Consider the following 21,884-nt stretch of genomic DNA (forward strand, 5'->3'; position numbering starts at 1 on the left):
TGCTGAGCTTGGTGAGCCGTCCCCGGCCTGGCCGGGGACGGGTTCTACAGTCCCGCTCGGGCGAAGCGGCGCGCCGAGAGCGGTACGAAGATGACCAACAGCAGGCCGGCCCACAGCAGGGTCGCGGTCACCGGATGGGTCAGCGGCCATGCCGCGTCCGGCCCGGGGGTACCGGGATTGCCGAACAACGTCCGGGTCGCCGTCGCCAACGCGCTGAGCGGGTTCCACTCACAGATCACCCGCAGCCAGGTCGGCATCCCGTCGGTGGGCACGAACGCGTTGGACACCATGGTGAGCGGCAGCGTCAACGGCGCCAGGTTGGCCGCGGTGGACGCATTGCGGATCGCCAGTCCGAGGTAGGTACCGACCCACGCAAGCGTGTAGCGGAGCAGCAGGACCAGGCCGATGCCGGCCATCGTCTGCGCGATGCCGTTGTGTGCACGCCAGCCGACGATCAGCCCGTACACCATCATGACCACCAGTCCGTACACGCCGATGAGCGCCTCCGCGCCGCTCTGGCCGAGCGGCACGGACACACGATTGGTCGGCATGGAGCGGAGGCGGTCCATCACCCCGCGCGACTGGTCCATCGCGACGCCCACCATCGCCGAGGACAGCGCGGTTCCGGTGCCCAGCACGAACATCCCCGGCATCATGTATTCGCGGTAGTTCGAGGAACCCGGAATCCCGATCGCACTGCCGAACACGAATCCGAACAGCACCACGAACACGGTCGGCATCAGCATGATGGTGAGCAGGGTTCCGGGTTCGTGGCGCAACCTCAGGAGGTTTCGCTGGGTCAGAGTCCAGCCGTCGATGAGGACGTTCATGCCACTGCCTCCCGCACTTCGAGCGACTTCTCCGGGTCAACGGTCTTGCCGGTCAGGGAGAGGAAAACGTCATCGAGGCTCGGCCGGCGAATCCCGACATCGCGGATCACGGCGCCGGACGCGTCGAGTTCACGCACGATCTGCGGCAGGGCCGGCACCGCATCCACCGCGGCGACGACGATGTGTGCTCCGTCCGCCTCCGGGCGTCGGCCGGTGAGCCTTTCCAGCACCGACATGGCAGTCGCCACATGGTCCGTGGATTCCACCACGACGTCGATGTGGCTGCCGATCCGGGACTTGAGTCGGGTCGGGCTGCCTTCGGCGATGAGATTGCCGTGGTCGATCACGCCGACGGTGGCGGCGAGTTGGTCCACCTCCTCCAGATACTGGGTGGTGAGCAGGACCGTGGTGCCATCGGCGACCAGTTCGCGGACGGTGTCCCAGATCTCCATGCGGCTCCGGACGTCGAGCCCGGCGGTGGGCTCGTCGAGGAAGAGCACCTGGGGAGCACGCAACAGGCTGGCGATCAGGTCCAGTCGGCGGCGCATTCCGCCGGAATAGGTGCCGACCAGCCGATCGCCGGCGTGGGCGAGGCTGAACCGGTCCAGCAGTTCCTCCGCGCGCCGCCGGGACCCACGCGCGCCCAGCCGCGACAGGCGGCCGAAGATCCGCAGGTTCTCCCGGCCCGTCAGTTTGGCGTCGAGCGTGGCGTCCTGGCCGGCCAGCCCGATCACCTTTCGCACTTCGCCCGGATCCCGAGCGACGTCGAATCCGGCGACTACCGCCTGACCGCCGCTGGGCCTCGTCAGCGTGCTCAGGACCTTCAAGGTGGTGCTCTTCCCCGCGCCGTTCGGGCCGAGGAGGCCGTAGACGACGTGCGGCTGCACCACCAAGTCGAGCCCGGCCAGCGCGGCGACATCCCCGTACTGTTTCCGTAAATCCTTCGTGTACATGATCGCGTTTTCCATGCTCATCCCCTCACCGGGTGCGGTGTACGCGGTTTCACCCTAGGTCACTGGGTACGGCGTACGCAAGGACGGTGTACGCAGTTGAAGGCAGCGACTGGGTACGCCGCACGCAGATGACCGGCAACGGCGGTAGGATGGCGGCCATGTCGGACCCGCAAGCAATCATCTGGATGCGACCGGAGAAGCCCGCACGAGGCCCGGCCCCTGCGCACAGCCGTGGGGAGATCGCCGCGGTGGCCATCAAGATCGCGGACTCCGAAGGGATCGACGCCGCGTCGGTGCGGAACATCGCCAAGGAGCTCGGCACCGGCACGATGACCCTGTACCGCTACCTGCCCACCAAGGAAGACCTGTACGCGGTGATGATCGACAACGCGACGGGTTTCGAACCTCAGGAGCCGACCGGAAATCTCCGCGCCGACCTGACGATCCTGGCACGCCGCCGCCGGCAGATCTTCCTGCGGCACCCCTGGCTTGCTCCGCTCCTCGCCACCCGCCCGATCATGGGCCCCAACATCCTGCGCGGCCTGGAACGCGATCTCGCCCTTCTCGGCGGCTGCGATCTCGACATGGACGAGACGCTCGACGTGCTCAACCTGCTTCTCTCCTGGGTCAGCGGTGCCGTGCAGGCCGAGTTGACCGAGCAGGCGGCCACCTACCAGTCCGGCGTCGACCGCCATGCCTGGCGTTTGCGCATGAAGCCGTACCTGATGTCCTTGCTCGAGACCGGTGAGTTTCCGTATCTGAGCAAGATGACGCAAGCGTCCGAGATCGGTGACGCTGACGAACGGTTCGAGAACGGGCTGTCGATGATCCTGGACGGAATCGAAGCCCGGTTCACGACGACCACCGAGAACAGCGGATCGCGCTCGGCCGAATAGGCCAGGTCGGTGACGCTCAGCCGATCACTCGGAGCACACTGCGCACTCAGCCTTTGCGGGAATCGCGGCGGGGACCGTCGGCTACTGCTCGCCCAGACTGGTGGCCCGTTGATCCACCTCGCTGCCCGAGCGCCCTGCATCGGTGAATCGGGTGGGCCGGAAGGCCCGGAGGAGGCCTTGTTCCTGATCGGTTGTGATCTCGGTCGCGACCAGGCGCCCCAGCACCGGCGCCAAGGTGACCCCACTGTGCGACACCAGGCAGTAGACGCGGGACTGCGCAGAGGCATAGCCGGCGACGGTGTGGCCGTCCGCGGGCAGAGACCGGAAGCCGACACGCAGGTCGATCTCCAGTGCGCGGCTCGGGTCGGGCAGCAGTGCGGAGAACCGCCGAGCGAGGGTGCTCGCGATGTCCCCGTCCGCGGACGGGGGGTCTTCGGGATCGACGCCGGCGTTCAGATCGAGAGCCTGCACGACGGCATGCCCCCCGGCCGCAGGGCGGAGATTGAGGCCGGGGCTGTGGACCACACAGCGCAGGTCGAGTTCCGATGATCTGGCGTACCCGAGCAAACCGACGGTCTGTGCCCCGCGGCCGGCATCCGTCACCATGGGAACGTCGATGCCGGCCCGCGCGGCGAGCCGTTGTGTCCAACGTCCTGCCGCCAGGACGACTCGATCACCCCTGCGGACCTCTCCTCCGGCCAGGGTTACGGACACTCCATCAGGCCGGTCGTCGATGGCCACGACCTCGCCGATCGCGCACTTCGCTCCATGCTGTTCGGCGTCCGCCAGCAGGTTGTCCACGAAGAGATCCGGCAGAACGTATCCCTCGCTGGGGAAGTGCGCGATGGACGTGATCGTCGCCGGGATCCGGAGGTCGCCCGCGATCCGCAATGCTTCGGCACGCGTGACCCAGCGTGCGGGGTAGTCCAGGGCCTGAAGTCGTTCCACGTTGCCGACGAGCCACTGCTCGCTCGCGGCGTCCGCCCACTGAAGCGCCCCGCTGCGGAAGTACGAAGGCGCGCCGCGCAGTTGCTCGGCCAGCCTGGCGTGCTCCTCCATCCCTGCGAGGTTCAGCCGGTGGTAGTCCGGGTCGGGCTTCCGGCTGGAGTTGGTCCACGCGAAGGTGGTCGCGCTCGTACCGGTGCCGGCTCCCGACTGATCGAGCAGGAGTACGTCTTCGCCCGCGACGGCAAGCTGCCTCGCGACGCTCACGCCCAGCACGCCGGCACCGATGATGATGACCTTCATTGTGTGCACACTTCCCTTCTGGCAGCGACACGCTGCTCACATGGCCGGGACGGGCAGCTCCAGGAAGAACTCGGCGGTCCCGGGACGGACGAGGGTGGTGACCACCTCGACGGTGCTTCCGTCGTCGGCACGCAACTCCCTGCGCCTCATCAGCGCAGGCGTTCCGATCTCGCTGTTCAGCAATGCGGCGTCGTGCTCATCGAGGCTCACCGGGTCGAGGTAGACCCGGATCGCGTCGATCGGTACACCTCTGCGCTGGAGATACGGGAGGGTGACGAGGTCTTCGAGGTTCTCGTTCAGCAGGTCGGGGGCGACTGCGAAGAGAACGACGTGCCGTTCGACGGACTGTGGCTCCTCGCGTACGTCGAGCTTGCGACGGACCAGTTCGACCACGGCCGTGTCGGCGGAGGCGCCGGGGAGGGCCAGGACGGCGTCGGTGGCCCTGACGATCCGCGCGGAAACGACCTCATGTCTGCCCGGCACTCCCTTTGCGGCTGCTGTGGGGGTGACGAAGTTGAGCAGATTGATCTGCCGCGTCACGTCCGCGACAAACGTTCCGTGGCGCCGCCGGCGGATCGCCAGTCCCGACTCCGCCAGGTCGTTGAGGACCCGTTGGGCCGTGGCACGGCTGACGCCGTACTGGGTGGAGAGATCCTTCTCGGTCGGCAGCCGCGCGCCGGGGGGCAGGTCCCCGGCCCGGATCTTCGCTTCGATCACTCGCCTGATCTGTACGTACAGCGGCACGGTCATGCTCAGACCGTACATTCGGTCAATTGACTGGTAGCAGTGAGCCGACCAGCCCGGTCCTCGGCGGCCGCGCCTGGTTGGCGGGGCGCTGTTCCTGACCCGCCCTGCGCATCTGCCGGGCCCGGTCACGGGTGCCCCCTGAGCCGAGCCCGGCGACGGCACCGAGGCATCCGGAGCGTTCCGGAACGCCGATGACGGGTGATCGGGCCCCTCTCCGCCGATGCGCTGAGGACCCACAGGGCCCCGACACCGGCCGCCGCCGTAACGACAGTGCAGATCTCTTTCAGCCTGTGGTCGAGCACCAGGTGGCCGGATCCCTGCCTGATTCGTCATGTCGGTCTCCCGCGTGACTGCACGGTGAGCACCACCGCACAACTAGACCGTACAATTAGCCAATTGACCGGTCAATAGGCCGCCAAGCATCAGCACCAACCTGGGCAGGATCGCGTTCATGATCTCGCGCAGGTCGTGTTCGGAACTCCCAGCGGGCATCCGACAGATCGCTCCGATACGGGCGTAGTTGCGGCAGTTCTGGTCGTGCCGACGGGACCCAAGTGCGCCCAGGCATACAACACCGGCAGGCAGACCGGCCCGAAATGGTTCCGCCGACCGCTCCACGTGTCGCCCCCCGGAGGGGCCGGGCGATGCAAGGACCTGCCGGACCGCACCGCCCTCTACCGAATCCGCGTCGCGGCCTCCCACGATGCCTCCGCCTACGGGTCGGCATCCGAGTCACCGCCGTCCGGGACTCCACCCTGCGCCCGGCCCCCGCAACCGAGACCGGGACGCCCGCCCGCCCGTCCGTCGTCCGCTTCGCACCCACGCTCGGCGTAGTCGGCATCAAGTCAGCACGGGAGTCGGCACCCAGCCACCAAATCATGCCCGAACAGTGCAACTTGGACAGCGCTCTCACGGGCTCGATTGGGGCTCTCGTGGAGGCCCCGCGACGCCGTCATGGTGGTCACACGCACCTCCGCATCCAGAACTATGGCGTCCCACCACATGTGCCGCTGACCTGCGGATTCCTACGGTGTGGCGACACGAACACGTCCCCGCCAACCGCTTGGAAGTGGTGCCGATGCCCTCCCCCGCGACCGCTCCCCCATCCCCGGGAACCCCCGCCGGCCTCAAGCGCATCGTCGCCGCCAGTCTCATCGGCACGACCATCGAGTGGTACGACAACTCATCCGATCTGGGCTAGGACTTGCGGTTTCGCCTCATTGGCCGCCAGAGAATCAGCACCGAACCAGCACCGGAACTCGACCGTGCCGGCTGGGGCGGCGGACGAGAGTTCGACTCAGCACGAGGGAAAGGGGCCAGAGGCCAGCAGGTCTCACAGACAGTAGTCAAACTCCCGTCTCGCCGGCGCCCCATCGTGCGTCGCTCCGTCATCGGACAGGCACGACCTGGCCTCATCGGCCGAGCACTGGATCGTCCCGGCCGGTACCTCCACGGTCTCCCTGCTCCACCGCGACTGCGGTGGTGAGGTCCGGAGCGTGGTGACCTGCGCCTCCGGACACGAGATCACCGCGCCCGGCGAGGTCACGGCGGCCCCGGGTCCCGGGGCGAAGCCTGCATCCGCGACCGATCAACCGGCGCACGGCGGTGGGTAGTAGGGGCGCGAGAACGGCTGCCCGCGATCGAAAACCCGTAGCGGGACGAGCTGAAGTCGGCGGAGAAGTCATCGTCGCATCGGCAGCAGAGGCGATCTGCGGGTTGCGGCGGCAGAGGCCCAGTCCGCCACAATGCACGCCGCGGGACCACCGGCCACGCCCGTTTATGGCGGGGGCCGGTATGAAGCCGGAACACATCGCGCCCCGAGGCCCGGGCGGGAATCAGTACACGCCACGTCCCGGCTGAGCGCAGCGTTCGGAACCGGACGACATGGAGCGCCACGGTCAGCTATCAGGTCAGCGAAACGCCGCGGGCGGTGCGGCCATGCGGGCGCAGGGCGACGTTCAACGTCTCCGTCGCGGGCCCCGCCCCGCAGGGAACGCCCAACCTGTCCGTGGGCTCACCCGGTCGTCGACCGGGTGAGCACGGCTGAAGGGGTGCGTCAGACCGTCGTGACCACCTGGTCATAGGCAAGGCGGGGGGAACGGTCGAACCATGCGTTCTCACCCGGCTTGCCCATGTTGACCACGGCGAGAACCGAGTGCTCGCCGTCGGCGAAGAACTCCTTGTTGATGCCATCGGCATCGAATCCGGTCATGGGACCGGCGGCCAGGCCCGCGGCCCGAATTCCGAGAATGAAGTAGCCCACCTGGAGAGAAGCGTTGAATTTCGCGGACTGCTCCCGCACGCTCCGGTCAGAGAACATGAGGTCCTTGGCCTGCGGAAAATACGGGAACTGCTCCGGAAGCTCCTCGTGAAACTCGTTGTCCGCGGCGAGAACCGCGACCAGCGGCGCCGTCTCGGCCTTCTTGTTGTTCCCTTCGGCGAGGTGCTGGACCAGACGCCGGCGAGCCTCCTCCGAACGAACCAGGACGATACGGAGCGGCTGCTGGTTCATCGACGTGGGAGCGTACTTGACCAGGTCATAGATGGCCTGAACCTGCTCGTCGGTCACCTGTTCCTCGGTGAACGTGTTGGCGGTACGGGCTTGCCGGAAGAGCAGGTCCTGTGCCGCGGGGTCGAGACTGAGAGACATGGATGCATTCCTTGTGAACGAGGGGCGGGTCAACTCGTGGATGAATTTCGTGACCCATTTCTGCACGGTCGGCAGGATATCCGAGCGAAGCTGCACTTGCCTACCGCAAAGCGGCAATGGCGATATCACCTGACCCGTTTTCAGCCATCATGCAATGGTGGCTGGGGACACGCATTTCCCATTCACGGCATTGGAGATTGCGGATCGTTTTCCAGGGGGTGGTCCCCTTGTGCACCGGCCTGTCAGTCGGTGGTTCAGGCTCGTCAGTCGGCGGTTCGGGGCACGCCCAGTCCGAAGAACGTGCGGTAGGAATCCATCTGGCCGGTGAGCATGTGCATTCCGTGGTGCACCTGGTGGCCCTGCGCGGCCACCTCCCGCAGGAGGGGTGTTTCTCTCGGCTTCATGATGATGTCCGCCACCACGCTGCCGGGAGGCAGAGCATGGGGCGAGAACGGGAGCGGGTCGTCTGGGCGCAGCCCGAGCGGAGTGGCGTTGACGGCGATGTCGCTGTCGTGCAGCGGCGGTTCGGGGGCGGCGCGGACGCGGCCCGGCCAGTGTTCGGCCAGCCGGTCGACGAGCGCGGTCAGGCTAGGCCCGTCCGGATCGGAGACGGACAGACTGTCCACACCCGCGGTGAGCAGGGCCGCCGCGATGGCGCTGCCCGCTCCGCCCGCGCCGACCAGTGCCACTTTCCTGCCCCGAGGGGAGTGACCGGCCCCGACGAGGCCCGCCACGAATCCCGAGCCGTCGAAGTTCGCGGCGAGCCAGGCACCGTCGGGTTCGCGCCGCAGAGCGTTCGCACTGCCGGTTGTCTCCACCGTGCGGCTGCGCCGGTCGGCCAGCTGCGCGGCGGCCACCTTGTGCGGCACGGTGACGAAGAGGCCGTCGAGGTTGCCGACACACCGCAGAACACGGACCACGTCTACGAGGTCGTCGCGCCGCACATGCACGGGCACCAGCACCGCGTCGATACCCAGCCCGGCGAAGACCGGGTTGAGCAGCCCGGGCGACTGCACCTGGGTGACCGGGTCGCCCAGGACGGCGTACAGACGGGTGGTTCCGCTGAAGGGTCCCGGGTGCGGAGCGTCGGTCATCATGACCCTTCCTCATGCCTGGGCGGTGGTGCGTGGGCGGCAGTTGTCGGCAGTGCCCCGACGCCGGATGCGGGAGCTCAGCCGACGAGGATCAGATCTTCTTGGCCACGTAGTGCCGGTAGCTGTCCACCGGGGGCATGAACTGTGACGGCAGCACGCCCATCTTCTTCAGCAGTCTGGTGGAGCCGCTGTCGGTGTAGCCGGCGAAGGAACCGCCCACGGCCTCCGGGCCGACCCGCTTGGCCATGTGCCGCTGGATGGCACCGACCCGCTGCTCCCGCAATGCCTTGTGGAAGGACCCCTCCGGGGACAGCCGCCCGTGGATCGCGGCCTGCACCTGGGGCGAGATGTCACGGTCGAGCACCCACTCCAGGCCGAGGTCCTTCTCCTGGAGCTCTTTCAGGAATGCGTGGCGCTGCGTGGTGTAGAGGTCGACGTGCGTGAAGTAGCCGCCTGGTTTGAGCACCCGCGCCACCTCCTTCAGGAACTTCTCCAGGCTCGGGTAGTTGTGCGCGCTCTCGATGTTCACCAGGACGTCGACCTCGCCGTCGTCGAACGGCAGGTTCTCCGCGTCGCCCTGGACATAGCGCAGGCCCTTGCGGGACAGCGAGGCGTTGGCCCGCTTGACGGCCTGGTCCGACAGGTCGAGGCCGATCAGGCTCTTCGCGTCGACGACGCGGGAGAGGAAGTTCAGGCCCTCGCCCAGTCCGCAGCCGACCTCGAGAACGAACTTGTCCGCGTAGTCGTCCAGGTCGAGCGGCACCTCCCTGAGTGCGGCGAAGTACAGCTCCTCGGAGAAGCCATCCGTGTCGTAGTCGAGGAATCCGGGAACGCGGGCGCTGATCTCCTTGGCCACCTGGTCGTCGTGGTAGCCCCAGTTCCACAGGATGCCCTTCTTCGACATCCTGGCCTGGAGGTCGTAGCTGGTGGAGATGTTCTTCTTGTGTGTGCCCTCCTTGGCGCTCTGAGCGTCCTGATCATTTGTCAGGTTGATCTCGTTGACACTGGTGAACAAGCCATACATGTCTTCGCGTGCACCCATATTCCGTGTTCCTCTCTCATAGTGCTGCCCGAAAGCGGTAGATCCGCCAGGGCGGGGGTTTCTCAGTCGGCAGCCGGGAGCGGTGTCCCCAGCCGGTGGGCGAGTTGGTCCACCAGTTCGCGCAGTTCCTCGGGTCCGTTCGCCGCGCCGAAGACGGTGAAGTCGGGGCGCACCAGCACGGCCGTCGCACCGTTCTCGGCCAGGTACGGCAGATAGCGGCCCTCGATGTCGACCACGGCGCCGGGACCGGACTTCCCCGGTTCCGTGTCCGCGGGCAGGACGTGCGCGCAGCGCGTGCCGAGACCGTCGAGGAAGGCGCGCCGCCGGTCGTCGAGCAGCATCGCCGGATCGCTGACGGCGAGCAGTACGAAGCCCAGGCCGACGATCTCGTCGAACAGTCCTTCCCCTTCGGCGTCCGCCACCCTGGCCTGCGGGAACAGGGTGCCGGCCGGCCTCAGTGGCGTGCCGTCGCCGGTCAGTTGGAACAGGCCTTCGTCGAAGGGGATCACGGTCGACATCGGCAGCGCGGCGGCGCCCTCGCGGTCGCGGGCGGCCAGCATGATCGCGTCCCGGTCGGCGGCGGCTGCGGGATCGGTCACGCAGATGACCTTGCCGAGTTTCACGGACGTGGTGACGGCGTTCTGGACGTGCGCCCGGCGCTCGACGGTGTAGGTGTCGAGCACGGAGTCGTCGGCGAGACCGCGCAGTGCCAGGTCGAGCTTCCACGAAAGGTTGGCCACGTCCCGGAAGCCCGAGCACATGCCCTGCCCCGCGAAGGGCGGCATGAGGTGTGCGGCGTCCCCCGCTATCAGCAGCCGGCCCTTGCGCCACTCCCCCGCCCAGCGGGCCTGAAAGGTGTAGACGGCGTGCCGTTCGAGTGTCGCGTTGTCCGGGTGGACGGAGAACATCTCCAGCATGCGCCACAGGGTGTCGTCGCGCTTCAGCTCCTCGATGTTCTCGCCCGGCAGCCGCATGAACTCGAAGCGGCGGTGCCCAGGGCCGGCCGACACGGCGGTCCGGGGCCGCTGCGGGTCGCAGATCTGTAGGTTGTTGGGACGGAAGTCGCGCGGCTCGTCCAGTACGACGTCACAGATCAGCCAGTCGTAGAAGAACCCGAGGTCGGTGAGAGAACTCTCCATGGACTCCCGGACGAAGCTGTTGGCCCCGTCGCACCCGACGACGTACCGCGCGGTGAAGGTGTGTTCCTGCTCGTCGGCGTCCTCGGAGATCACCTCGACCAGGTCGCCGCGGTCGTCGAGTTCGACGACCTCCTGTCCGCGGACGACCCGCAAGTTCGGGAAGTCGGTGCCCCGCTCGATGAGCGTGGCCTCCAGTCCCGGCTGGTACATGGCGGTCGCTTGCGGCCAGCCGCAGTGGCCGTTCGCGGCGCTCTCCATGTGCAGCAGGGTGTCGCCGGCGGCGTTGCGCCAGGCGTAGTCCCGTGAGTTCTCCCCGAACTTGTCGAGGAAGGGCCCGATGCCGGCGGCCGCCAGGATACGGGCAGCCTCGTCGTCGAAGCCGACGGCCCGCGGCATGGGGTACGGCTGGGACCAGCGCTCCACGACCGTGACCCGCCAGCCGCGCCGGGCCAGCAGGATCGCCAGCACCTGCCCCACCGGGCCGTAGCCGACGACGGCCACGTCCGTGTCGGTGACGGCGTCCGTCTCGGTCCCGGCGCCGGCCGTCTGCGTCTCCACTGTCATCTCCGTCCGGTCCCGCCTCAGCCGTTGCCTGTGCCGACGAGGATGTCCTTCGCCACGCGCTCGAACTCGGCCTTGTCGATCAGGGTGCGGATCGTTTCGTGACCGTTCTCCACCCTCAGCAGCCGCCTGCCGGTGAGGACGAGCTGCCCGTTTTCGGTGGCACGGCCGCGCAGCACGGTCCCGGCGAACAGCGAGTCCTTCACGATCTGCTCGGCGGCGGAGTCCCGCGGACCGTCCCAGTCGGAGACGGCGCGGGCTTTCAACTCGAACCGGTACACCGACCGCCAGTCGCCGGTGGCGGCCCTGCGTTCCAGCACGTGGTAGGTGCCGTCCACCGTGAGCCGATAGGAGCAGCCGAACTGGTGCTGCACCTCGTCGGTCATCCGCAGCGGTTCCAGATACGACGGTCCGGCGAAACCCACGTCGACAAGCCAGGTCTCCCCGTCCAGCCGCACACAGGTGAAGGTGTGCTCGAAGTCCGGCCCGAACTGCCCGTTGGGCCAGCGCTGTGACGCGGCCAGGATCGAGACGTCGTAGCCGAGTTCGGTCAGGAGCCTGCGGAACAGGCCGCTCAGGTCGTGGCACACACCGCCCGCGCCCTCGACGACGATCGCCCGGAACGTGTCGTCGATGTCGATGTCGACGACGTTGCGGAAGCCGGTGAAGCTCTTGATGAAGTGACTGCTGTCGTAGGCCAGCGACATCAGGTGCTTCTTGTGCAGTGCACGAAGCGTCTCGGAGCTGGGCTCGGGCACCTCCGTGAACCCCAGACGGTGCAAGTAGGTCTCCACCTCGAACATCCGGTTACTTTCCCTTCTCCGTGTGGTCCCACTTGGCCAGCAGCTCACGCAGCCGCGAGACTGCTCGCGTACGCGACGCGTCGTCGTGCAGCGCCGGAGCCAGTGCCGATTCCAACTTGCCGATCTCCTCGGCGACCGTCTCCGGTGTGACGGTCAGTTCGGGCTCAAGGGTGTCCAGCATCAGCTCGGCGATCATGCCCGCGGTGGGGAAGTCGAAGATCAGGCCCTGCGGCAGGTCGAGTCCTGACACCCGGTTGAGGCGGTTGCGCAGTTCGAGACCGGTCAACGAGTCGAAGCCGATGTCGAGGAAGGCGAGCCCGTCCTCGACCACCGTCGAGCCGTCGGCGTGACCGAGCACCTGTCCGGCCTCCGCCAGCACCAGGTCGGTGAGGACCGTCAGCCGCTCCTGCGGGGACAGACGCAACAGCCGCGCCCGCAGCGCCTCGCCGTCGTCGCCCGTCTTCGCATCCTTGCCGCTGCCGGTGCCGGTGCCGGTGACCGTGAGAGCGGCGGCGTCGGGCAGTTCTCGCAGCAGCGGGCGTTCCCTGGCCACCGTGTAGGACGGCGTGAACCGCGACCAGTCGATACCCGCGACCACGAGGTGCCCCTCGCCACCCACCATCGCCTGGCCCAGGGCCTCGACCGCGAGTTCAGGTTGCATCAGCTCGATGCCGACCTCCGCGAACTCCTCGGCCACGGTCTCGTCGACCATGCCGCCGCCGGCCCAGGCGCCCCAGGCCACAGCGGTCGCCGCCCGGCCCTCGGCGCGCCGCCGATGTGCGAGCCCTTCGACGAAGGCGTTGGCGGCGGCGTAACCGCCCTGCCCCGCACCGCCCCAGACAGCGGCGCCGGAGGAGAACACCACGAAGGCGTCCAGCGGACGGTCGGCGAGCAGGGCGTCGAGGTGCACGGCACCGGTGACCTTCGCCCGGCCCACCTCGGCGAACTCCGCGACGCTACTGTCCGGGAGTTGCACGGGTTCCTGTGCGGCGCCTGCCGTGTGGAAGACAGCGGAGACGGGAACGTCGGACGGAACTGCCGCGATCACCTCGCCGAGCGCGGTCCGGTCGGTGACGTCGCAGGCCACGACGGTGACGCGGGCACCGAGTGCGGTCAGCTCCGCCTCCAGCGCGTCCGCCCCTTCGGCGGCCCGGCCGCGGCGACTGAGCAGCAGCAGGTGCTCGGCACCCCGACCCGCGGCCCATCGCGCCACGTGTGCGCCGATGCCACCGGTTCCGCCGGTGACGAGGACCGTGCCGCGTGGCGTCCAGGGTTCCCTGGACACCGTGCCGTCGGCAGCGGCGGACTCGGCGCGGGTCATACGACGCGCGTACGCGCCCGTGGCCCGGATCGCCACCTGATCCTCGCCGTTCCCTCCGCAGAGCACGGCGACCAGCCGGCCCAGCGCCGTCTCGTCCGGCCTGGCGGCCACATCGACGAGCCCGCCCCAGGACCTGGGGTGGTCGAGGGCCAATACGGTGCCGAGCCCCCAGATCATGGGCTGAGTCTCACTCCTCACCTCCCTGTCCTCCCGAACCGCGACGGCTCCGGAAGTCAGGCACCACAGCGGGGCGGTGACGTCCAGATCTTTGAGTGACTGGACAAGGGTGACGGTGGCGGCCGTACCCCGCGACAGTGTGGGATGGCCGGCGTCCGGCCGCTCGTCCAGTGGCAGCAGGGACACCACCCCGACCGGCCTCGCCGTGTCGAGACCCACCCGGACGAGTTCCGCCAGGCCCTTCCGGTCCTCACCGTCCACATCCACCCGTACGACGCGGCCACCGTGCGCGGTTAGCGCGCCGCTCGTGGCCTCCGCCATCGCGTCGGCCTGCCCTGCGGGCACCAGCATCAGCCAGGTGCCGTCGGCGACGGCCGCACCTGATAACAGTGTGTCGGTTATCGGCCGCCAGTCGATCCGGTACCGCCAGCCGTCCAGCACAGCCTGGTCCCGGCGGCGGCGGCGCCACGAGGACAGGGCGGGTAGCACGCCGTCCAGGGCGGACGCATCGAGCCGCAGGGACCGGGCCAGCGAGTTCGCGTCGCCGCTGTCCACGATGTCCCAGAACGCCGCGTCGACCGGATCGGCCACCTTCTCGGAAACGGCCGGTTCGTCGCCCTCGATCCAGTAGCGCCGGCGCTGGAAGGCGTACGTGGGCAGGTCCACACGGCGGGCACCGGTACCGGCGAACACCTTCTCCCAGTCGACATCGACACCACGCGAGTGCAACTGCCCCAGAGCGACCAGCAGCGCACGGTCCTCCGGCATGCCCCGCCGCAGCGACGGGACACAGTCCTGCGCCACCATCCCCGACAGCACACCGTCAGGACCCAACTCCACAAACGTGGAGACCTTCTGCTCCCGTAACGTCTGCACACCGTCGTGGAAACGGACCGTGCCACGCACATGCTCCACCCAGTACTCCGGCGAACACAACCGACCCGCGTCCGCCACCTCACCCGTCAGATTCGACACCACCGGCAGCACAGGCTCGTTGTACGTCAGCCCCGCCACAACCCGACGGAACTCCTCCAGCATCGGATCCATCAACGACGAATGAAAAGCATGCGAAACACGCAACCGCTTGATTCGACGGCCCTCGAACCGGGCCACCACCGCCGCAACCGCATCCTCCGCACCCGACAGCACCAACGACGTCGCACCGTTGATCGCGGCAACACTCACACCCTCGGTCAGCAACGGCGTGACCTCGCCCTCCGCCGCCTCGACCGCGAACATCACCCCACCCGACGGCAACGCCTGCATCAACCTGCCCCGCGCCACCACCAAAGCCGCCGCATCCTCCAACGACCACACACCCGCCACATACGCAGCCGTCACCTCACCAATCGAATGACCCGCCACATAATGGGGACGCACACCCCAGGACCGTACAAGGCGAAAGAGCGCCACCTCGACGGCGAACAGAGCCGGCTGCGCATACCGCGTCTCGTCCAACAGGTCCCCGCCCTCGAAGACCAGATCCTTCAGCGAACGGCCCAGACCCTCGTCGACAACGGCGCACACCTCATTGAACGCATCCGCGAACACCGGGAACACTTCATACAGTTCACGTCCCATCCCGGCCCGCTGCGCACCCTGACCCGTGAACAACACACCCAGACGACCCGCAACCACTGTTTCCGGCCGTACCGACGCGAGCCCCTCCCGCGCCTCGTCCACCGAACCCGCCACCACCACCGCACGATGATCGAAACGAGCACGCGTCGTCGCCAGCGAATACGCGGCGTCCGTGAGGCTCAGTTCACGCTCCCGGTCAAGGAACTCAGCCAGCCGCACCGCCTGAGCACGCACCGCCTCCGGCGACCTGCCCGACACCACCAACGGCACCACACCATCACGCACCACACCACCCGGCACCACCGCACGCTCCACCGGACCCGCAGGCTCAACAGCCTCCAAAATCACATGCGCATTCGTCCCGCTCAGGCCGAAGGAGGAGACCGCCGCGCGGCGCGGACTGTCCGGCACCGCCTGCCACTGCTGCGACTCGGTCAGCAATTCCACCGCGCCGGCCGACCAGTCCACCTTCGGCGACGGCTCGTCCACGTGCAGCGTCTTCGGCAGCACACCGTGCCGCATCGCCTGCACCATCTTGATCACACCCGCCACACCCGCAGCGGCCTGCGCATGACCGATGTTCGACTTCAACGACCCCAGCCACAACGGCCGGTCCACCCCGGGCCGCTCCTGACCGTACGTCGCGATCAACGCCTGCGCCTCGATCGGATCACCGAGCGAGGTGCCCGTACCGTGCGCCTCCACCGCATCCACGTCGGCCGCCGACAGGCCGGCGTTCGCCAACGCCTGCCGGATCACCCGCTGTTGGGAGGGTCCGTTCGGAGCGGTGATGCCGTTGGACGCACCGTCCTGGTTCACCGCACTGCCCCGCACCAGAGCCAGCACCTCATGGCCGTTACGCCGCGCGTCCGACAGACGCTCCAACAGCACCAGGCCCACACCCTCAGCCCATGACGTGCCGTCCGCACCCGCCGCGAACGACTTGCACCGCCCATCCGCAGCAAGGCCCCGCTGGCGCGAGAACTCGATGAAACTGCCGGGCGTGGACATCACGGCCACACCGCCGGCCAGGGCGAGCGAGCACTCACCATTCCGCAGCGCCTGCATGGCCGAGTGCATCGCCACCAGCGACGACGAACACGCCGTGTCCACCGTCACCGCCGGACCCTCGAACCCGAAGGTGTACGCCACCCGACCGGAAATGAAGCTGCCCGCGTTGCCGTTGCCGAGGAAGCCCTCCAGTTCCTCCGGTACGCGCGTGAGGTTGGTGGCGTAGTCGTGGTACATGGCGCCGGCGAAGACGCCCGTCCGGCTGCCCTTCAGCGACGTCGGATCAATACCGGCCCGCTCCAGCACCTCCCACGACGTCTCCAGCAGCAACCGCTGCTGCGGATCCATCGCCAACGCCTCACGCGGACTGACCCCGAAGAACCCCGGATCGAACTCCCCCGCATCATGCAAGAACCCACCATGGCGAACCGTCGACCTACCCACCGCGTCCGGATCAGGATCGAACAACCGCGCCACATCCCAGCCCCGGTCCTCCGGGAACGCCGAGATACCATCACGCCCCTCGGCCACCAGACGCCACAGATCCTCCGGCGAAGCCACACCACCAGGCAGCCGGCACCCCATCGCCACAATCGCGATCGGATCCTCCGACACCGAAACAGCAGACAGCCCCCGGCCCGCCACCGACTCAGCGGCCACCGCCTCCTCGCCCACCAACTCCACACGCAAAAACTCAGCCAGCACACCCGGCGACGGATAATCAAAAATCAACGTCGCCGGCAACCGAAGACCCGTCACCGCATTCAAACGGTTCCGCAACTCCACCGCCGTCAACGAATCAAAACCAAGATCGTTGAACGCCTGCCCCGCACCGATACTCCCCGCACCCGCATGCCCCAACACCACCGCAACCTCACCCGACACCAACTCCACAAGGTGACGTTGCTGTGCCTCATGGGTCAGCGTCGCGAGGCGATCCGCCAAGGTGTCACCAGTGGCCGACCCGGTGTCTGCGGCCGCGGTGCGCGCCGTGCGGCGCGGCCGGCGGACCAGCCCGCGCAGCATTGGCGGCAGCTGCCCAGCCCGTGCCTGCTCCGTCAGGGCGGCGAAGTCGAACTTCACCGGAACGAGCATGGAGGCCTCGCCGGAGAGGGCCGTGTCGAGCAGGGCCATGCCGTCCTCGGTGGCCAGCGGGAGCACTCCGCCCCGGCCCATACGGGCCTGGTCCGACTCGCTCATCGTCGCGATCATTCCGCCGGACTCGGCCCAGAGGCCCCAGGCCAGGGAGACGGCGGGCAGACCCTGCGCCCGGCGCCACTGGGCGAAGGCATCCAGGAACGCGTTCGCCGCCGAGTAGTTGCCCTGCCCCGGACCACCGAGCACACCGGCGGCCGAGGAGAACAGGACGAACGCCGAGAGATTCATGTCGCGTGTCAGCTCGTGCAGCGTCAGCGCGGCATCGACCTTGGGCCGGAAGACGGCGCCGATCCGCTCCTGCGTCAGGCTCGCGATCACACCGTCGTCGAGGACTCCCGCCGCGTGCACGACGCCGGTCAGCGGCGCGTCGGGCGAGACCGCTGCGAGAAGCTTCTTCACCGCCCTGCGCTTCGACATGTCGCACGCCACCACGGTGACGCTCGCTCCGGCCGCCTCCAGTTCGGCCGTCAGTTCCTCGGCGCCGGGAGCCTCCGGTCCGCGACGGCTGGTCAGCAGCAGGTGTCGTACGCCGTGTGCGGCGACGAGATGCCGGGCGACCAGGCCGCCCAGCGTTCCGGTGCCGCCGGTGACGAGTACGGTCCCCGTGGGATTTAGTACAGGGCCGGTAACGGAGTCGGCCGCGGCCCGCACCAGCCGGGGCGTGTGGACGACGTCGGCGCGCACCGCCACCTGAGCCTCCCCGGTGGCCAGTACACCCGCCAGGGCCGGCCGGGACGCCTGGACTTCGTCCACGTCCATCAGCAGGACGCGGTCCGGGTTTTCGGCCTGCGCAGCGCGTATCAGGCCCCAGACTGCGGCGCCCGCCGGGTCGGTCACTTCGAGGTCGCCGGAGACCCCGACCGCGCAGCGCGTTACGACGAGCAGGCGGGTCGACTCGAGTTCCGGTGCGGCAAGGAATGTCTGAAGGATGCCGAGGACACGGGCGACGAGGCCGCGGACCCGTTCGGGGCTGACGACACCGTCGACGGCGTCGACGATCAGCACGTCCGGCATCGACGCGCCGGACCGCACCAGTTCCTCGACGTCCAGGGCCATGGAGACCGGGTGCGAGACAACCCCGGCAGTGGTGCCGGCTGTCGCTCCGGTCGGCACCGCGGTCCACTCGACAGCGAACAGGGCGTCCGCAGCGGGACCGGTCCGCCCGGCGGCTTTGACCTGCTCGTCGTCGACCGCGCGCAGCACGAGCGACTCGACCGACGCGACGGGGGCGCCCTCGCCGTCGGCGAGTTCCAGCGCCACCGATTCAGGTCCGGTGGGCGTCATGCGCACCCGCAGGCTGGTGGCGCCAGAGGCGTGCAGAGTCATGCCGTTCCACGCGAACGGCAGGATGAGCTTGCCCTCCTCGGCCTTCCGCTCGGTGAAGGCGCCACAATGCAGGACCGCGTCGAGAAGTGCGGGATGCAGGCCGAACCCGGCCGCCGCCTCGGCATCGTCCACCGGGAGCGCGACCTCGGCGTAGATCTCCTCTCCGAGGGTCCACAGCGTGCTGAGGCCCTGGAACAGCGGCCCGTACGCGTATCCGGCGCTCGCCTGGTCCGCGTAGAAGCCGGTCAGGTCGACGGGTTGCGCACCCTCGGGGGGCCAGACCCCGAAGGCGACGTCGAGGGCCGGTGCGTCGTCGTCGAGCTGGCCACTCGCGTGACGCACCCACGGACTGCCGGCCTCGGTGTCGTCGGGCCGCGAGTACACCGCGACCGACCGGACTCCGCTGCCGCTGTCCTCACCGACCGAGACCTGGATACGCACCGCGCCCCTGTCGGGGATCACCAGCGGGGCTTCGATGATCAACTCACGCAGGGACCGAGCACCCACCTCGTCCCCGGCACGGACAGCGAGTTCCACAAGAGCAGCACCCGGCAGCAGGACCGTGCCGGACACGGCGTGGTCCGCCAGCCACGGCTGCGCGGCCAGCGACAACCGGCCGGTGGCAACCACACCACCGGTGTCGGGAACACTGATCACCGAGTCGAGCAGCGCATGCTCCACCGCGAACGCGGGATCACCGACCGACACGTTCGAGTTCAGCCAGTAGCGCTGGCGCTGGAAGGCGTACGTGGGCAGGTCCACACGCCGGGCACCGGTACCGGCGAACACCTTCTCCCAGTCGACATCGACACCACGCGAGTGCAACTGCCCGAGGGTGACGAGCAGCGCACGGTCCTCCGGCATGTCCCGCCGCAGCGACGGGACACAGTCCTGCGCCACCATCCCCGACAGCACACCATCAGGACCCAACTCCACAAACGTGGAGACCTTCTGGCTGCGTAGCGTCTGGACACCGTCGTGGAAACGGACCGTGCCACGCACATGCTCCACCCAGTACTCCGGCGAACACAACCGACCCGCGTCCGCCACCTCACCCGTCAGATTCGACACCACCGGCACCGCAGGCTCGTGATACGTCAGCCCCGCCACAACCCGACGGAACTCCTCCAGCATCGGATCCATCAACGACGAATGAAAAGCATGCGAGACCCGCAACCGCTTGATTCGACGGCCCTCGAAACGCGCCACCACCGCCGCAACCGCATCCTCCGCACCCGACAGCACCAACGACGTCGCACCATTGATCGCAGCGACACTCACACCGTCACCAAGCAGGGGCGTGACCTCGCCCTCCGCCGCCTCGACCGCGAACATCACCCCACCCGACGGCAACGCCTGCATCAACCTGCCCCGCGCCACCACCAAAGCCGCCGCATCCTCCAACGACCACACACCCGCCACATACGCAGCCGTCACCTCACCAATCGAATGACCCGCCACATAATGGGGACGCACACCCCACGACTCCACCAGCCGGAACAACGCCACCTCAACCGCGAACAGCGCCGGCTGCGCATACCCCGTCTCGTCCAACAGCGCCGCCTCATCACCAAAGACCAGATCCTTCAGCGAACGGCCCAGACTCTTGTCCACTGCCGCGCACACCTCGTCAAAGGCATCCGCGAACACCGGGAACACTTCATACAGTTCACGTCCCATCCCGGCCCGCTGCGCACCCTGGCCCGTGAACAACACACCCAGACGACCCGCAACCACTGTTTCCGGCCGTACCGACGCGAGCCCCTCCCGCGCCTCCTCCACCGAACCCGCCACCACCACCGCACGATGATCGAAACGAGCACGCGTCGTCGCCAGCGAATACGCGGCGTCCGTGAGGCTCAGTTCACGGTGCAGTTCCAGGTGGCCGGCCAGACGCCGGGCCTGCGCGCTCACGGCCTCAGCCGTTCTGCCCGACAGGACGAGGGGTACGAGCCCGCGCGTCGCGGTCGGTTCGGGAGCGTCCTTCTCGACGGCTTCCAGGATGAGATGGGCATTGGTGCCGCTGATACCGAAGGAGGAGACCGCCGCGCGGCGCGGACGGTCCGGCACCGCCTGCCACTGCTGCGGCTCCGTCAGCAATTCCACCGCACCCGCCGACCAGTCCACCTTCGGCGACGGCTCGTCCACGTGCAGCGTCTTCGGCAGCACACCATGCCGCATCGCCTGCACCATCTTGATCACACCCGCCACACCCGCAGCGGCCTGCGCATGACCGATGTTCGACTTCAACGACCCCAGCCACAACGGCCGGTCCACCCCGGGCCGCTCCTGACCGTACGTCGCGATCAACGCCTGCGCCTCGATCGGATCACCCAACGACGTACCCGTACCATGCGCCTCCACCGCATCCACGTCGGCCGCCGACAGGCCGGCGTTCGCCAACGCCTGCCGGATCACCCGCTGCTGGGAGGGTCCGTTCGGAGCGGTCAGACCGTTCGACGCACCGTCCTGGTTCACCGCACTGCCCCGCACCAGAGCCAGCACCTCATGGCCGTTACGCCGCGCGTCCGACAGACGCTCCAGCAGGACGACTCCGACGCCCTCGGCCCACGCCGTACCGTCCGCACCCGCCGCGAACGACTTGCACCGCCCATCCGGCGCCAGACCCTGCTGGCGCGAGAACTCGATGAAACTGCCGGGCCGGGCCATCACGGCCACACCGCCGGCCAGGGCGAGCAAACACTCACCGTTCCGCAGCGCCTGGATTGCCGAGTGCATCGCCACCAGCGACGACGAACACGCCGTGTCCACCGTCACAGCGGGTCCTTCGAACCCGAAGGTGTACGCCACCCGGCCCGAGACGATGCTTCCGGCGGCCACGGCCGCTTCGTAGTCGTGGTACATCAAGCCGGCGAAGACACCCGTCCGGCTGCCCTTCAGCGACGTCGGATCAATACCGGCGCGCTCCAGCACTTCCCACGACGTCTCCAGCAGCAGCCGCTGCTGCGGATCCATCGCCAACGCCTCACGCGGACTGATTCCGAAGAACGCCGGGTCGAACTCCCCCGCATCGTGAAGGAAGCCGCCCTCCCGAACGTAGGACTTGTCGGCCAGACCGGGGGTGGGGTCGTAGATTCCGTCGACGTCCCAGCCCCGGTCCTCCGGAAACGGTGTGATGCCGTCACGTTCCTCGGTCACGAGACGCCACAGGTCCTCCGGTGAGAGGACACCGCCGGGCAGTCGGCACGCGGCCGACACGATCGCGATCGGTTCGGACGAGGCCGCAAGGACCCGGTCGCGCTCCTCCTTGAGCTGCTCGTTCTCCACGAGCGAGGCGCGCAGTGCCGCGACAAGCTTGTCCTCGGAAACAGACATTCTTGAGTTCC

The 21,884-nt window shown here is 68.3% G+C and carries 11 protein-coding genes; 1 reads left to right on the plus strand and 10 read right to left on the minus strand.

Annotated elements, in window-relative coordinates:
• Nucleotides 1-44: 44 nt before the first annotated feature.
• Nucleotides 45-830 (minus strand): ABC transporter permease, encoded by a 786-nt coding sequence (locus G9272_RS05920; protein ID WP_171395541.1) that lies wholly within the window; start codon nt 828-830, stop codon nt 45-47.
• Nucleotides 827-1,798, minus strand: a complete 972-nt coding sequence (locus G9272_RS05925) for an ATP-binding cassette domain-containing protein (protein ID WP_171395542.1) — start codon at nt 1,796-1,798, stop codon at nt 827-829. Before G9272_RS05925 ends, G9272_RS05920 begins: the two co-directional genes overlap by 4 nt.
• 71 nt (nt 1,799-1,869) lie before the next feature.
• Between G9272_RS05925 and G9272_RS05930 the strand changes: the two genes are divergently transcribed.
• Entirely contained in the window at nt 1,870-2,679 is an 810-nt protein-coding gene (locus tag G9272_RS05930; RefSeq protein WP_253267727.1) for a TetR/AcrR family transcriptional regulator, read from the plus strand.
• An 81-nt stretch (nt 2,680-2,760) separates the two neighbouring features.
• Here the strand turns inward: G9272_RS05930 and G9272_RS05935 are convergent, their stop codons facing one another.
• From G9272_RS05935 to G9272_RS05970, 8 genes are all read right to left on the minus strand, one after another.
• Complete coding sequence (locus G9272_RS05935; protein ID WP_171395543.1) at nt 2,761-3,927, minus strand: NAD(P)/FAD-dependent oxidoreductase; 1,167 nt, start codon at nt 3,925-3,927, stop codon at nt 2,761-2,763.
• A 36-nt stretch (nt 3,928-3,963) separates the two neighbouring features.
• On the minus strand, nt 3,964-4,677 hold the full coding sequence (locus G9272_RS05940) for a GntR family transcriptional regulator (protein WP_171395544.1): 714 nt from the start codon (nt 4,675-4,677) through the stop codon (nt 3,964-3,966).
• Nucleotides 4,678-6,730: 2,053 nt separating this feature from the next.
• Nucleotides 6,731-7,324, minus strand: coding sequence for a malonic semialdehyde reductase (locus G9272_RS05945; protein WP_171395545.1), 594 nt, complete (start codon nt 7,322-7,324; stop codon nt 6,731-6,733).
• 263 nt (nt 7,325-7,587) lie between these two features.
• Complete coding sequence (locus tag G9272_RS05950) at nt 7,588-8,421, minus strand: shikimate dehydrogenase family protein (RefSeq protein ID WP_253267728.1); 834 nt, start codon at nt 8,419-8,421, stop codon at nt 7,588-7,590.
• A gap of 88 nt (nt 8,422-8,509) precedes the next feature.
• Nucleotides 8,510-9,460, minus strand: coding sequence for a class I SAM-dependent methyltransferase (locus tag G9272_RS05955; RefSeq protein WP_171395546.1), 951 nt, complete (start codon nt 9,458-9,460; stop codon nt 8,510-8,512).
• A 62-nt stretch (nt 9,461-9,522) separates the two neighbouring features.
• On the minus strand, nt 9,523-11,163 hold the full coding sequence (locus G9272_RS05960) for a bifunctional 3-(3-hydroxy-phenyl)propionate/3-hydroxycinnamic acid hydroxylase MhpA (protein WP_171395547.1): 1,641 nt from the start codon (nt 11,161-11,163) through the stop codon (nt 9,523-9,525).
• Nucleotides 11,164-11,180: 17 nt separating this feature from the next.
• Nucleotides 11,181-11,963, minus strand: a complete 783-nt coding sequence (locus tag G9272_RS05965) for an arylamine N-acetyltransferase family protein (RefSeq protein ID WP_171395548.1) — start codon at nt 11,961-11,963, stop codon at nt 11,181-11,183.
• 4 nt (nt 11,964-11,967) lie between these two features.
• Nucleotides 11,968-21,873 carry a type I polyketide synthase gene (locus G9272_RS05970; RefSeq protein WP_171395549.1) on the minus strand — a complete coding sequence of 3,302 codons (9,906 nt, stop codon included), beginning with the start codon at nt 21,871-21,873 and terminating at the stop codon, nt 11,968-11,970.
• Between the last annotated feature and the right edge of the window lie 11 nt (nt 21,874-21,884).

The organism is Streptomyces asoensis, assembly GCF_013085465.1.
GTDB classification, from domain to species: domain Bacteria; phylum Actinomycetota; class Actinomycetes; order Streptomycetales; family Streptomycetaceae; genus Streptomyces; species Streptomyces cacaoi_A.